This is a genomic window from Virgibacillus salinus, assembly GCF_900102415.1.
GTDB classification, from domain to species: Bacteria; Bacillota; Bacilli; order Bacillales; family Amphibacillaceae; genus Lentibacillus; species Lentibacillus subterraneus.
Genome location: NZ_FNKD01000001.1, coordinates 642852 through 658468 on the forward strand (window position 1 = coordinate 642852; position 15617 = coordinate 658468).

The 15617-nt window shown below is 31.8% G+C and carries 9 protein-coding genes and 1 pseudogene; 7 read left to right on the top strand and 3 right to left on the bottom strand.

What is annotated here, in order from left to right; all coding sequences use genetic code 11:
• Nucleotides 1-105: 105 nt before the first annotated feature.
• Entirely contained in the window at nucleotides 106-2958 is a 2853-nt protein-coding gene (locus BLS02_RS03180) for a CDP-glycerol glycerophosphotransferase family protein (RefSeq protein WP_092491510.1), read from the bottom strand.
• A gap of 213 nt (nucleotides 2959-3171) precedes the next feature.
• Between BLS02_RS03180 and BLS02_RS03185 the strand changes: the two genes are divergently transcribed.
• The 6 genes and pseudogenes from BLS02_RS03185 (at nucleotide 3172) to BLS02_RS03210 (ending at nucleotide 12315) form a co-directional block, all read left to right on the top strand.
• Nucleotides 3172-5898, top strand: coding sequence for a CDP-glycerol:glycerophosphate glycerophosphotransferase (locus BLS02_RS03185; RefSeq protein WP_092491511.1), 2727 nt, complete (start codon nucleotides 3172-3174; stop codon nucleotides 5896-5898).
• A 214-nt stretch (nucleotides 5899-6112) separates the two neighbouring features.
• The gene (locus BLS02_RS03190; protein WP_092491512.1) at nucleotides 6113-8230 is read left to right on the top strand and encodes a bifunctional glycosyltransferase/CDP-glycerol:glycerophosphate glycerophosphotransferase; all 2118 of its coding nucleotides are present in this window, start codon (nucleotides 6113-6115) and stop codon (nucleotides 8228-8230) included.
• Between the two features lie 64 nt (nucleotides 8231-8294).
• A pseudogene (locus tag BLS02_RS03195) lies at nucleotides 8295-9491 on the top strand (CDP-glycerol glycerophosphotransferase family protein); the annotation flags it as partial.
• A 119-nt stretch (nucleotides 9492-9610) separates the two neighbouring features.
• On the top strand, nucleotides 9611-10432 hold the full coding sequence (locus BLS02_RS03200; RefSeq protein ID WP_092491514.1) for an ABC transporter permease: 822 nt from the start codon (nucleotides 9611-9613) through the stop codon (nucleotides 10430-10432).
• Nucleotides 10433-10447: 15 nt separating this feature from the next.
• Nucleotides 10448-11239 (top strand): teichoic acids export ABC transporter ATP-binding subunit TagH, encoded by a 792-nt coding sequence (gene tagH / locus BLS02_RS03205; protein ID WP_092491515.1) that lies wholly within the window; start codon nucleotides 10448-10450, stop codon nucleotides 11237-11239.
• A 110-nt stretch (nucleotides 11240-11349) separates the two neighbouring features.
• Nucleotides 11350-12315, top strand: a complete 966-nt coding sequence (locus tag BLS02_RS03210) for a hypothetical protein (protein ID WP_092491516.1) — start codon at nucleotides 11350-11352, stop codon at nucleotides 12313-12315.
• Between the two features lie 38 nt (nucleotides 12316-12353).
• Here BLS02_RS03210 and BLS02_RS03215 read toward each other — a convergent pair whose 3' ends face one another.
• Nucleotides 12354-13070: a glycerophosphodiester phosphodiesterase gene (locus BLS02_RS03215; protein ID WP_175559425.1), complete on the bottom strand. Its 717-nt coding sequence runs from the start codon at nucleotides 13068-13070 to the stop codon at nucleotides 12354-12356.
• A gap of 213 nt (nucleotides 13071-13283) precedes the next feature.
• Between BLS02_RS03215 and BLS02_RS03220 the strand changes: the two genes are divergently transcribed.
• Complete coding sequence (locus BLS02_RS03220; protein WP_092491518.1) at nucleotides 13284-14339, top strand: glycosyltransferase family 4 protein; 1056 nt, start codon at nucleotides 13284-13286, stop codon at nucleotides 14337-14339.
• A gap of 37 nt (nucleotides 14340-14376) precedes the next feature.
• On the opposite strand, the gene BLS02_RS03225 is transcribed toward BLS02_RS03220, so the two are convergent.
• The gene (locus BLS02_RS03225) at nucleotides 14377-15417 is read right to left on the bottom strand and encodes an LCP family protein (protein WP_092491519.1); all 1041 of its coding nucleotides are present in this window, start codon (nucleotides 15415-15417) and stop codon (nucleotides 14377-14379) included.
• Nucleotides 15418-15617 lie beyond the last annotated feature (200 nt).

A 15617-nucleotide genomic window follows, 5' to 3' on the forward strand; every position in this document is an offset into this window, starting at 1 on the left:
AAAATCTTTGTAACTGAATCTTATTATAAATGAAATATCAATTCTATAAAACACTTAATCCAAAAAATAGTAAAAAGTACATGGAGATTATCCATGTACTTTTTACTATTTTTTGTCATTTTTTATTTCATTAAATATCCTCTTATTATTATTAGTATCTATATTATCGAACACCCCTAGTTTATTTTTACTAATGATGGGATCCTCTTCAAAATTTGCTGTTATATATTTTTTAATCGATTCTACTACACTAGTCTCTGTCTGACGAATATCCCCAAGAAAAGTATCTTCAGGCGAACGTAATATGCCATTTCTAAAGAATTTATCAAAATCAAAATGATAAAATATAACTGGTTTTGACATATAGTTAAAATCAAAAGATACAGAAGAGTAGTCTGTAATCATTAAACTGCTCTCTAGTAGTAAGTCTTGTACTTTTTTATCAGCTAATCCAATAATATTAATATGCTTAGTTGATAAAGCTTCAAAGTGTTCTATAAAAGTTTGCATTCTATAATGCGGAAAGAAATTAAGGGTGATATCATATTTCTCCAAAAGTTGATGTAATTCTTCGTTTTGTAAGAGATTTTTATATCTCTTGAAATACTCAGACGAGAGAAAACTGTCCCCACTATAAAGCCATTCACGCCATGTTGGTATTACTAAAATCTCTTTCTTTTTTTGGTTATTTTTTAGCAGATTATCGAATCTTGAGAGACCTGTAATTGCTACTTCACTCTCATTATAGCCTAACTCATTAACTACTAATTCTTTTTCTGCACTTGAACTGACACATACTAAATTAAATGGAATTTTATAGTTTTTTTTATCATACTCCACTTTCTTCCTTCCCAAGATACCATGTTGAAGAAACACTCGCTTACCATTTTTGAAAGAAGGTAATTCATTCCCTTTAGAAGGTAAAAAATATTCCAGTTCATGTGAGCCTATAAAAGTAGTTGCCATTTTTGTCTTTTTAATATGTTCAGTAGAGCCTAAATATAGTACATTACCTAAATGTTCAATGTTCGTTCTATCTTTAGAGTCTGCACTTATAACATAATATATTTCTAAATCAGGATAATTTTCGCGACAATATTTGAAGAAGTGGTATCCTGTGTCTTGTGCTGTATCTGGTCGTTCTCCAATTAACCAAATTTCATTTGTTGTATCTGGTTGGATATGACGACTAGTTAATAGATTATAATTTTCTTCACTGTACTTTAGCGTCTCCAACTTTAGATTACCAAAAGGTGTATACCTTAAATAAGTTAGAATATATAAGTTATTGTATTTTGTAGTTGTTTTATCAAGGTGTCCATCTCTGTAATATTGAAAATCCTGGCTTCCTACTTTTTTTTCTAAACTTCCACCTTGGTAATCAAATTGTATAATTAAATCAAAGGTATTATCAAATGAACTTGTAGATAAGTCATTTAGATCCCTAGTGTCTATTGAAATATCGAAACCGCTATAATAATATTGGTGCTGATTAGCTTCATGATAGTTTAGGTGACCTTCTAAAGGAAGTTTTAATTCTTTATTGGTTTGACGGTCTCTGATTATAATATATCTCTTTAAGTCATTTTCATTTTTCCATTCAATGGTATTTATATAGGCATACCCTTTTAAAAGTAACTTTTCTTTATCAAAAATACAATTCTCAACATTACGTATAATTGTCAATTTACTTAAGGAGATCGATAAGTTTTTTTGAATTGTTGAATAAAAATATATTTGATGCAAGTTGTAATGATGAAATTGGTACCTAGAAAGCTTTGTAATTGCATCAGACAAATAATGAACTCGAAGACGCCCCAGTTTTCCATTCATTATAAAGGATATATAAACATCCCACTTTGAGTTCATGGACTCATTAAAAGGGATTATATTGTTATAATCAAGAGAAAATGAAATATCGTAGGAGTTATTAAGGTTTCTTTGTACATCCAAGGGTACCAGAGAATACTTTCCAGTTCTTCTATTCCTTAATTCTATTTGAAATTCTTTAAGGACTTGTGCAGTATCAAATAAATCACTTTCTATAACACCCTCCATAATAAATATGGAATCTTTAGTATAGGCTGAGTCTATAGTAGATAATTCAATCCATTTTCTCTCATTAACTAGAGATAATGAACCATATTTAGTCAAATAAAAAGAGTTTATACCTGACTCTTTTTCCGTCGAATTTATGAATGTAGAAGATTCAACAAGGGAACTATTTTTACATTTTACTCTGAAATATCCAGAACCATTTACTAAAAGGAAGAAGTCCCATGTACCTTCATTAATGTCAATGTCTTCATAGTAGACGGTTGAAGCCCAACTATTCTGATTAAGTTTAGTGACTGGGAATTCATAGAATTGATTGGTTTTTCTGTGTCTTACTACCAAAGTTATAGTATTAATAGGTATCGAGTTCACGGGTGCCCAACCATCTAAACGAATATAATTATCTGACACCAGTATATTTTCTACCAAGTTAGGCAGTTTTTTTATAACATTTTTTTTGATGAATTTGGTTGTTCGCATTACTAAGGCATTATTTTTGGTAGTGTAGACCTCAGTAAAGAATTGATTGTGAATAATTTTATGTGCTGAATTATCAGGGGAATTTAATAATTCTTTAACAACAAGTTGGTTTTCTTTTGAATGAGATTTGATAAAAAAAGAAACTTTTTCTAGATCAGGAAAGTTTTCAAAATCACTATATGGAATTTTGGCTCTATAGTGAGAGGATTCCCTATGTAACTGATAATTAGCAATTATTTTATCGCTCTTTTTTAGTACTAAATACTTTCTAATTAATGGAAGTCGGCTATTACTGCTTATTTTTAAAGAAATATTATTATTGCCATCATTAAAAAACTCAACATTATATTCATGTGTATTACTATCCATAAATTTATGCACAACTCCAGTTGCTATTTGTACAAGTTTCTGATAAAGATTCATACTTTAGGCTCCTCATTAAATTACTACTCATGTTAAAGTGCGTATCATAGTTAGTTTAAATATTAACCCGATTAAATAACTATGTTAAAATTAATTCTATACATTGTGATAAATTGTTGCAACTACTCAATTTAAGGGGAATTTTGTTGAAGTAATAATTACATCTAGTTTCTTTATAAATATTTGCATATAAAAAAGGAGTAAAAAGCTATAATGGATCAAAACAAAACACGAAATTACATCCAGAATTATGGAAAGCAAACTGATATCCAATATAACCAAAAGAATTTCTTGTTTTCTATTATTATACCTATATATAATGTTGAAAATTATATTGAGGAAACCATATTAAGTATAGTAAAGCAAACACTGGAGTTTACAAAACATGTCCAAGTTATTCTTGTAAATGATGGAAGTCCTGACAATAGCGAGAAAATATGTATTAAATATAGAGATAGGTTTCCTGATAATATAATTTATATTAAAAAGGAAAATGGAGGGGTAAGTAGTGCCCGGAATTTAGGTATTTCCCATGCAGAAGGTAAATACATTAATTTCTTAGATTCCGATGACATTTTAGGGAAGGATGCCTTAGAAAAGGTATATGACTTCTTTGAGAAAAATAAAAATAGTGTAGATGTAGTTTGTTTACCTATTTATTACTTTGAAGCTAAAGAGGGGCCACACAAACTTAATGAAAAATTTAAGAAGACAAAAATAATTAACACTAGAGAAACACCTGAAAAAATTCAGCTTCATGTAAGTAGTGTATTTATAACGTCTCATCAAGCTAAGGCCCATAAATTCGATGAAAGTTTAAAATATGCAGAAGACGCAAAATACATAAATGAAATAATACTAATTAAAGGTTTTTTTGGTGTACTAGCAAATACCAGTTATTACTACAGATATAGGGGAAGTCAATCTTCAGCAATACAAACACGTAGGATTTCCGAGGATTGGTACAATGAGAATCTTGTTCGTTTTTCAAATTCTATGATTAACATGGCTCTTGATAAGTGGGGTTTTGTACCAAAGTATTTACAGCATGTAATAATGTATGATTTGCATTACAAGTTTAAAGTCAAAGATATCTCTGCAATTTTGAGTGACTGTAAGGAACAAGAATTTATTGAACTTGTACATGGTATACTTCAATTTATTGATAATGACGTAATAAAATCTCAGTCCATAAATCTCCATTTAAAAATATTTATTCTAAAATTGAAATATCTTAACGAAACGCAAAATAAATTTAATATCGTAAAGTTTAAGAAAAACATCAAGCTTTATTTTGATGGAAAACTGCTCAATAGTCTAAAAGAGCAAAAGGTTCATATTAATCTTTTGGAAGTTAAAAAGGACCGGGTTTTTATTGAAGGTATGTTTGTAAGTGCTTTTGATCCTGCACGTTGTGAACTTACGCTTCTATTTAGAGGGAGGGAAATAAAAACCACACGAGTTGAACGACCCTTAAGTGAAGCAAAAGTATGGGGAATTAAGTATAAAGAAGTTTATGGGTTTAAAGTAGAATTTAATGCAGCAGAAATTGAAAAACCAGCAAAATTGGAATTCAATATGAAGGTAAATGATGTTAATTGTAAATTGGATTACAAAATATCCCCAACGATAAAGTTTTCAAGAGAATTCCCTAGCTATTATGCTAAAGATAAGGTGATTGTTTCCCCTGGTAAAAAGAAGTTAATATTAATGGGTAATACCTTTAAAAATCACTTTATAAAAGAAGCCGGAATGTTAAAAAAGTTAGTTCGTCGCTTAAGTAAATCTGAGGCAGGAAAAGTAATAGCTACAAGACTCTTTTATTATTTAATTAAATCTTTTAAAAGACGTGATATTTATTTGTTCATGGACCGTATAGATAAAGCGGATGACAATGCTGAGGTTTTATTCAAATTTGCTGTAAAAACTAAGGATAATATAAAAAAATATTTTGTAATATCCAGTAACTCTTCAGACTATTCCCGAATGAGACAATATGGGAAGGTAATACGTTATGGTTCTTTTTACCATAAATTATTATTGATGTTAAGTGATAAGTTAATTTCATCGCACGCAGATGAAGTGATTGTACATCCGTTCCAATCAGCAGAAATGTATTATAAGGATTTAATAAATTTTGATTTTGTTTTCTTACAACATGGTATTATTCAAAATGATTTGTCCGGATGGCTTAACAAATACAAGAAAAACATTAAGTTATTTATAACATCGTCACAACAGGAATATGATTCCATAGTGAATGGGCGGTATGGCTACACCGATGAAGAAGTTGTTTGCACTGGTTTGGCTAGATATGACAGGCTATCTGATAATGCTGATAAACAGATTTTAATTATGCCGACTTGGAGGAAGAATATTTCTTCAGAGTTAGATCAGAATTTCAATCGAGTTTACAATAAGAATTTTGTACAGACGGAATATTTCTTGATGTACAATAAATTAATAAATGATAAACAGGTGCTAGGTGTATTAGAAAAATACGGATACAAAATTAAGTTTGTAATACACCCTGCATTAAAGGAACAGGTATCTGATTTTAAAGAAAGTAAAAATGTGGAAATAATTAATCCTGATGATGTTAACTATTTTGAGCTATTTAATAGCTCTAGCTTATTAATAACAGATTATTCATCTGTTGCTTTTGATTTTGCATACTTGAGAAAACCTGTAATTTATTTTCAGTTTGATCAATTCGAGTTTCATCGTAAGCATTTTTCTAGTGGTTACTTTAGTTATGAGGATATGGGATTTGGACCAGTTGTTAGCAAGTATGATGATATAATTAATACAATAACAAATTCAATAAAGGATAATTGTTCACTTTCTGTAAAATATAAAGATAGGATCGATTCTTTCTTTGAATATAACGATCAGTTTAATTCTAGAAGAGTGTATACTCGAATTAAAGAAATGGATTAGAATAACTGCAACAAAAACACTAACGTGTACAATGGCATGTTTTTAAATTTATTTAATTATTTATATACCCCCATATTCTTGTTAGGTGAGTAGAATATATCTTTTATTGGTAAAGTTTTTTGGTTTTACTTTTTACACACTAATATTAGTGTGTATTTAGTTATTTTTTGTATGTTATAATATATTAATTCATATTCTACGTGGGAGGATTAGTATGGCAAAGATTTCAGTGATTATACCCGTATACAATACGGAAGAATATATAGATGAGTGTATAAACTCCTTAATAAGACAGACATACAAAAACATTGAAATACTTTTAGTTAATGATAATAGTGGTGAGAAGTGTACACAATTACTAGAGAATATAACTTTGAAGGACAATAGGATAAAGCTATTCCATCTACAAGAAAGAAAAGGTGCCGGCGCTGCACGAAACCTGGGAATACAAGAATCTACTGGAGACTTTATATATTTTATGGACAGCGATGATTATCTGCCTGAAAAAACATTGCAAATTTTGATCGACAATATCAAACAAAACAATATAATCCGGGGAAAATTTAAATACACCAATTTTAGTAGCAGCATGGCAATAATATTTGATGGTTTATTCAAAATTCATAACTATACCGACACTAAATATAATTTGTTAGAAAACTATTTTGCTGTAAACTATTTGATTAGAAAGGACTTTGTTTTGAAGGAAGGATTATCGTTTTCCGAGGATGTCGAAGTTTTTTCTGATCTTGCGTTTATGGTTCCTGCTTATATCCATGCTGAACAAATTGCTCATGTTAAAGAAGCTATATATTTTAAAAGGAAGAGAAATGATCCAATTTCAAATCCATCATTGTCACAATATGATAAATCGCATCAAATCAATGACTTTATATTCATATACAATGACTTGAAAGACACCTATCGTGATAAGTCAGCAATTGAATTTCTGGATAAGCAGATGCTGAATTTTTATCGAAAGGATATTGTAACTTATTTTAAAAATAGCCATGAAATCGACACATTCTATGAACGATTATCGAATACCGTATCAAGAATCAACAACAGACTAATCAACAAGCATAGTTGGGTATTGAAAAATGAAATCAATGCTCTATCGAATGGGATTGATCAATACAAAAAGGTGAATAAAAGACATCAATTATTTAGGGACTTGCGCGAAGGATTTAAGTCCAAGAAAAAGCTGTATACATTTCTGTACCAACGGGTTTTTATGAAAATGAAGATGCAGAAAAAAACGGTTTTCTTCGAGAGTTTTTTAGCAAAATCCTATTCCGATAGCCCTAAATATATATATGAACATATGATTGATAACAATATGGATTATAAGTTTGTATGGAGCGTAAAAGAAAAGAAAAACATCCCAGGGAATCCTATCCAGGTAAAACGGTTCAGCTTAAGATATTTCTACTATTTGGCCAGAGCTAAATATTGGGTGTGTAATTCAAGAATGCCAAAGTATTTGGATAAACGTGCAGGAAATGTCTATCTTCAAACCTGGCATGGCACACCATTAAAAACGTTAGTGTTTGATATAGAGGATATATATTCAGCTGATCCAAACTATAAGCAAAACTTTTATGAACAGTCACGCAGGTGGGATTATTTAATTTCCCCTAACCAATATTCTTCTGCAATATTCAGGCGAGCATTCAAGTATGATAAAGAAATGCTGGAATTTGGTTATCCGCGGAATGATATTTTGTACAAAAAAAATAATGAAAATGATATTCAGAAAATAAAAGAGAGACTAGGTGTCCCTCTTGATAAAAAGGTAATTTTATACGCACCTACCTGGCGGGATGATGAATTCTTCTCGAGAGGAAATTACAAGTTTACATTAAATCTGGATTTAGACAAAATGCAAGAAAACTTTAACGATGAATACGTTGTCCTGCTAAGGACTCACTATCATATTGCGAACAGTCTGGATGTGTCAGACCAAAAAGGGTTTGTTTATGACTTCAGTTTATATGATGATATCGCTGAGCTTTATTTAGTTTCTGATATATTAATTACTGACTATTCTTCAGTATTCTTTGATTTTGCACATTTAAAGAAACCTATATTATTCTACACCTACGATATAGAAAAATATCGGGATGAATTACGGGGCTTTTATTTTAATATGGAAGAAGAAGTACCAGGACCGCTGCTGCTAACAACTGATGAGGTAGTTAATGCAGTTGAGAATATTGATGGTCTTCGTGATAGCTATAAAGAGACTTATGACAGATTTTATAATAAATTTTGTTTATGGGATGATGGAGAAGCTACGAAAAATACAGTTGAAAGAGTTTTTGATAATTAGAAATTAATTTATAATGTGGAGAAGGATTTATGTCCTTCTTTCTTTTTTAGAATGGAAATATGTGGTGATTAAAATGAAGCATAAACTTGGTAAAATGATCTTTAGATGTTACAAGATTTTGTTCAGGATTTTGCTATCAATCATGCCAAAAGACGATAAATTGGTGATATTTGAAAGTTTTCACGGCAAGCAATATAGTGATAATCCACGAGCGATTTACGAATATATGAGGAAATATTTCCATGAATATCGCTTATGTTGGAGTGCTGATAGAAGGTACTTAAGCATATTTAGTAAGCGTGATATTAAATATACCAAGCGGTTCTCAATCAAATGGATATTTGTAATGGTAAGGGCAAAATATTGGGTTACTAACAGCAGACTGCCTTTATGGATCCCTAAGTCTGAGAAAGTAACATATTTGCAAACATGGCACGGAACCCCATTGAAGAAATTAGCTACTGATATGGATGAGGTTCATATGCCAGACACAAATATAGAAAAATATAAGAGAAACTTTTTAGTATCAACAAGCAAGTGGGATTACCTCGTATCTCCTAATGAATATTCAACTGATATTTTCAGAAGAGCATTTCAATTTGACCGAAAATTTATTGAATCTGGTTATCCAAGAAATGACATTCTAATTAATTGTAATGATAAGAAAACAACTGATGAAATAAAAAGTAGATGTGGATTACCGAAAGATAAAAGGATCATCTTATATGCTCCTACATGGAGGGATAATCAGTTTTACACAAAGGGTGAATATAAATTCTCATTGGAAATGGATTTGAATGAGATGAAAGAGCAGTTGGGGGATAAATATATAATTCTATTGAGGCTGCACTACCTTGTGGCAGAAAACCTTGACTTAACAAATTACAATGGGTTTGTATATGACTTTACGAGCCATGAAGACATTCGTGAGTTATATCTGATTTCTGATATGCTCATTACAGATTATTCCTCTGTATTTTTTGATTATGCTATTCTGAAGCGTCCAATGGTATTTTTTGTATATGACATTGAAGAATATAGGGATAACCTTCGAGGATTCTACTTCGACTTTGAGTCGGAAGCTCCAGGACCCTTGGTGAAATCAACTAATGAATTAATTGAAGTAATAAAAGAGATAGAACCGGAAAATTTTATGCCATCAGAGAGGACCAAGAGGTTTTATGAAAGGTTCTGTTATCTAGAGGATGGCCACGCAAGTGAGCGGGTTGTAAATGAGGTTTTTGTAAACAATTATAAATAAAGCTTATTGTATCCTATAGGTTAAGTTGCTATTGATTAATTCTATTGTTATTTCAGGTCGTCGCTTGTATAATATAAAATTATTAAGTCAAAGTTTGACCATTGAAAGGGAAAAGTATGATGAAATCAGCTATAACAGTCATAAAAGAACAAATAGAACATTTTTATCTAATAAAAAGGCTTTCCTTGTATGAATTAAAAAGTAAAAATCGGAGTAATTATTTAGGATTTGCGTGGGAACTTATTGGCCCAGCTATACAAGTCATGATTTATTGGTTCGTCTTTAGCACTTTAAGAGAGCGTCCTTCAGTAGAGGTAGGGGATAAACTGATACCCTTTTTCCCTTGGTTATTGGCTGCCTTTTTCTTGTGGAGTTTCTTTTACCAATCAACTATTCAAGGATCAAAGTCTATTTATTCAAGATTGAAAATGCTATCCAAAATGAATTTTCCAATGAGTGTAATACCTAATTTTGTAATATTTTCTAAGTTTTATATTCATCTACTTTTATTAGGAATCACAATTATAGTAGTTCAATTTTTTGGCTATTATGTGAATATTTATTATTTACAGCTTTTCTATTTCATATTTGCATCATTCTGTCTGTTTTTCTCCATAGCTCTTATAACATCTACATTATCTACCATAGTCAGAGATGTTCACATGTTGTTAAACTCAACTTTACGCATGATGCTCTACGTTTCAGGAGTACTTTGGCCGTTAACGTTATTAGAGGAATTTGAGACACTGATGAATTTGATGCAACTGAATCCTTTATTTTATTTAATTGAAGGATACCGCTATGCGTTATTCGGGGTGGATTGGTATTTTATTACAAACTGGGAGTTAACGTTATTCTTCTGGGGTTTTGTAACTGTGTTATTTATTATTGGAGCAAAAATACATGTCAAATTCAGAAGGCATTTTATTGATTTCTTGTAAAGGTAAGTGATGAAAATGGAGAAGGCAATTATTGCTAAAAATATAACCAAGAAATACAAATTGTATAACGGCAGTAAGGAAAGAATTTTGGATTTAATCACACCTAGAAGCTATGGTGAGGATTTTTATGCTTTGAACAATGTTAGTTTTGAAGCGGAAAAAGGGGATGTTATAGGGTTTATTGGTATTAATGGATCCGGTAAATCGACTTTATCAAATATTGTAGCCGGGATAATACCTGAAACCTCAGGATCAGTAGAATTAAACGGACAAGCGTCACTGATTGCAGTTGCCTCTGGACTGAAGGGTGATTTAACAGGTAGAGACAATATTGAACTGAAGTGTCTAATGCTGGGATTAAATAAAAAAGAAATAAATGAACTTGAACCTGAAATTATCGAGTTTGCAGAGTTGGGAAATTTTATTGATCAACCTGTTAAATCCTATTCAAGTGGGATGAAATCCAGATTGGGTTTTTCAATATCGGTCAATATTGATCCTGATATTTTAATTATTGATGAAGCACTGTCAGTAGGAGATAAATCATTCTCTGAAAAGAGCTTTAATAAAATGAACGATTTTAAGGAAGATGGAAAAACGATGATTTTTGTGAGTCATTCACTTAACCAGATGAAACAGTTCTGTAACAAGGTACTTTGGCTAGAATATGGCAAAGTTAAAGACTTTGGCTTAGTAGAGGAAGTTATCCCAAAGTATGAAGAGTTTTTAATGCAATGGAAATCCATGTCAAAGAAAAAAAGGAAAAGGTACAGAAAAAATGCCTCAAAGAATAATCAGCAAGGATAAGTTTAATCCTGATTGACTCCAGCTGATTATTTCGCTATAATAACCGAAATTCGTATACGAAAGAGAATAATTTGAGGAACTTCAATACTAAAAAACAAGGGTGAATAGATGTGAAAAGAAAAATATACTTACACGTTGGATTCCATAAAACTGCAACAACGTTTCTCCAATTTAATCTGTTTCCAAATTTAAAAGAGGTAAAGTTAATAAGAAAATCACATGCTAAGGAACTATTCAGAAGAGTAAGGTTGAATAAGTTAAGTGACGAGGACATTGTGGATTTAAGGCAAAAATTTGATAAAAAAGGTTCTGCTAAGAAACCTACACTTATTTCATATGAAGGCTTGACTGGGAGTCCTTTTGCCCAAAAGAAATCGAAAAGCGCCTTTAACATACTTGAGGATTTAAAGAGAATTTTTCCGGAAGATCTTTATGATGTTAATGTTATCGTTGGAATCAGAAAGCAAGTAGATATAATGACGTCACTATATATTGAGTATTTGCACCAAGGCGGTTACAAGAAAGAAAAAGTATACTTTGATGAATTAGAGAAAAACGGGATATTCGAACATTATTTGTATAATGATTATTTGAATCATGTTGAACAAGTGTTTGGTAACGATTACTATGTATTTATATATGAAAACTTCAAGTATGAAAAAGAAAAATATTTATTACAATTATTAAATTATATGGGCGTTAAAAAGATACCTAAATACAGCAATGAACCATTGAACAGAAGTTATGGTGCTCTTCAAGCTAAAATGGCCAGAAGACTGAATACAATATTTAAAACGAAAAAGAATCCAAATGGTAAAATACCTGAGACCGAAATAATATTAAAGAGAAAGTATAGTAAAAAAATAGTCAAAAAGCTTATGGGTAGAGAAAAAAAGAAGATTCCCATTTCTCCTCGGACTTTTTTACAGAATAAATTAAGCTATAAATTACATTATAAACGATATAAATTGTCAGACGAACTTCGAAGAAAAATAAATGATTACTATATTGATGATAATCAAATGTTAGCAAAAAGGGAAGGGATAGAGCTTCCTGAATATTACCTGAAGTCATAATACATTTTGTAACGCCCTGTAATATGCAGGGCGTATATTTATCGAATAAAAATTTCCGGTTCGTTTGAAAACACTCCATCCACTCCATACTCTAACAATTCCTCATATCTTCCCACATTATTGACTGTGAACGGGTATACACTATATCCATTCTGTTTACATTCTTGAACAAAGGTTTGATCGACGTACACTTGGTTGGGGTGGATGCTACTAATATTCAATCCGCTGGTATTGGCATAATCCCATGGATTTAGAATGCGATAGTAGAATAGCATACCGAGCTGAATGTTCGAGTTGATTTCTTGTACTTTTTTTAATGCTACATGATCGAATGAAGAGATGACCAGATTTTTGAGACGGTCATGTTCATGGAGTGTATCAAGTAAAATTTGTTCTATACCGTCATATATTACAGGTATATTTTTTATCTCAATATTCAACAGAAGGTCTGGTGGGCATATTTTTAGAACTTCTTCAAGAGTTGGAAGGGTAACCCCTATATACTCATCACCAAATGCTGAGCCAATGTCAATTTGTTTTATCTCTTCTATTGAATAATCTTTGATTAGGCCTTCTACATCTTTATTAAACCTAGAAAATTTGTGGTCATGGCATACAACTAAATGATTATCTTTTGATAGCTGTACATCAAGCTCAAGTGCTTTAGTACCATGCCTAATGGCTTTCTTGAAAGCAGGTAACGTATTCTCCGGTGCTTCAGTCAATGAGCCACGATGGGCGAAGTTTAGTGTCAAGTTGTACACGCTCCTTACGGTTTTCTAAATCAATACTAACATAATACAAGGATGCATTATTTTTTCATGAACGGGTAAATTACAAGAAGGATTATTTTAGTATATACGGTGGCGAGTTCTACAGAAAAAGTATATAATATATATTTGAGTATGAAATATTTTAACACATGAGACGTCTATTGTAAGCAAGAGATAAAAATTGAGGTGGGCTAAATGGTAAAGATTGTAATATTAGCCTTTTTATTGATGCTTGTTTCCTTAATCATCACGCCGATGTTTATAAAATTTGCATTAAAAATGAATGCTACCGATAAACCAAATCACCGAAAAATGCATGCTGACCCAATACCGACATTGGGTGGTTTAGCTATCTTCATCAGTTTTATTATAGGTTTACTTATACTTCAGCCGGCAAGTGAGTATCACATTCCCATAATCAGTGGTGCTCTCATAATAATTTTGCTTGGCTTCTTTGATGATGTTTATGATTTGTCACCTAGAGTTAAGTTTATGACTCAGCTAACAGTGGCCTCGCTAGTTGTCTTCTGGGGAGGACTGCAAGTTGAATTTATCAACTTGCCGTTTGGTGGACAGATTGAATTTGGTTTCTTGAGTTCAGTCGTAACGATTCTGTGGATAGCAGGGATTACAAATGCGATTAACTTAATTGATGGATTGGATGGACTAGCAGCGGGTGTATCAGCTATTGCGTTATTTACCATTGCTGGAATGGCGGTTATCATGGGTAACATATATGTAGCAACGATGGCACTTATATTGTTTTTCAGTACCGTTGGATTTTTACGATATAATTTTTATCCAGCAAAAATCTTTATGGGTGATACAGGAGCTCTTTTTCTTGGCTATATGATATCAGTGCTAGCATTGTTAGGATTCAAGAATGTAACGGTTATTTCGTTTATTATCCCGATTTTTATACTAGGTGTACCAATCTCAGACACGTTAATTGCGATTGTACGAAGGCATATAAATAAACAACCATTATCTAGCCCGGATAGCTCACATTTGCACCATAGGTTAGTGAAGTCTGGATTCACCCATAAACAAACAGTATTATTCATTTATGCGCTTAGTACTATGTTCAGTTTATCGGCGATACTATTTTCGATGACAACAGTATGGGGATCCATTTTAATCTTTTCTATATCATTATTAGCAATCCAAATTTTAATTGAAAATCTTGAGATGATTAATAGTGAATTTAAGCCACTAACGAACTTCATAAAAGGTATAAGGCAAAAATCATAATATAAAAGCTGCTAGCCATTGGCTAGCAGCTTTCTGCTTAATATGAATTGGAAGAGTCTCCAGTTGCTGTAGAAGTCTCATCTGAGTCAGAAGCGGTTGTCGAGCTGTCAATTTCCAGATGCTGCTTAAACATTTCTTTTGTTTCAGTTAATGCAACATCATCCAATTGCCAGTAGTACGTATCGCCTGGCTGATAGTCACGACCTTCCAGCGTATAGGTTTCAAAGTCAAGGTTTCCTCCACCTGTCCCGTAAGAAATAAAACTTTTCATTTCGCTGAATGTCATGTTTGTCGCCATATTCTTACCGACAGCCTCAATTATATTGTCATATTTTAAGATGGAATCTATTGAAACAGCTTTTTTAATTACAGATTTAATGATTTCCTGTTGTCTCTTACCTCGTTCAATATCGTTATCATACTTCCTTGTTCGAGCAAGTGCAAGTGCTTCCTCGCCATTTAAATCCTGTTCTCCAGGTAACAAATGGACCGCCCCAGCTACGTCCTTTGAATTTTGCTCATATAGTTCATAAGGAACATCAACGGAAATGCCATTTACTGCATCCACAACGTCGATAAAAGCTTCGAAATTAAGTTTTACGTAATAATCGACTGGAATATCCATTAGGTTTTCTACTGTTTTAACTGTTGCATCCATTCCACCGTAGGCATGAGCATGGTTAATTTTTGTCTCATAACCAACTTCCGGAATATAAACGAATGAATCTCTTGGGATACTGAGCATTTTCACACTTTTATCTTCCTTGTTCAAAGTTGCCAGCATTAGTGTGTCCGTTCTAGAGCTGTTCGAATTACTGCGGACATCACTAGCATCAACACCTGCAATCAGAATAGAAACATTGTCCTCATTAGGATCAACTTCCTTTTCACGCAGGTCTGATTTTTCTTTGCCATCCTCCTGGTAGGAATCAGATAATACAGTATCAGCTTTCACGTACAAATACGCTCCATATGACAGGCCGATAAATGCTATGATAACTGGTATTAGTATAAAATAAGCTCGTTTTCGAAGTTTACGCTTCTTATTTCTCCTTATAAGTCTTGATTTTTCAGACATAAAAAAATTCCCCTCTTGTACGTAATTTATATATAGTATATGTTTATTAGGAAAATAAAACATTTAATGATATCATAATCCAAAAGTCTTTAAAAACTTTACAATCGCTTAACGAAAAACTATTCTTTATTTTACTATGAATAGGCTTTTTAGTAAATTCTTTTTTTATTACATTCTTATTAGAAGAATATTTCAAATTG

Excerpts from the sequence above, each read along its gene's own strand:
- BLS02_RS03180 (WP_092491510.1), bottom strand. The coding sequence starts at position 2,958 with ATGAATCTTTATCAGAAACTTGTACAAATAGCAACTGGAGTTGTGCAT.
- BLS02_RS03185 (WP_092491511.1), top strand. The coding sequence starts at position 3,172 with ATGGATCAAAACAAAACACGAAATTACATCCAGAATTATGGAAAGCAA.
- BLS02_RS03190 (WP_092491512.1), top strand. The coding sequence starts at position 6,113 with ATGGCAAAGATTTCAGTGATTATACCCGTATACAATACGGAAGAATAT.
- BLS02_RS03200 (WP_092491514.1), top strand. The coding sequence starts at position 9,611 with ATGAAATCAGCTATAACAGTCATAAAAGAACAAATAGAACATTTTTAT.
- tagH (WP_092491515.1), top strand. The coding sequence starts at position 10,448 with ATGGAGAAGGCAATTATTGCTAAAAATATAACCAAGAAATACAAATTG.
- BLS02_RS03220 (WP_092491518.1), top strand. The coding sequence starts at position 13,284 with ATGGTAAAGATTGTAATATTAGCCTTTTTATTGATGCTTGTTTCCTTA.
- BLS02_RS03225 (WP_092491519.1), bottom strand. The coding sequence starts at position 15,417 with ATGTCTGAAAAATCAAGACTTATAAGGAGAAATAAGAAGCGTAAACTT.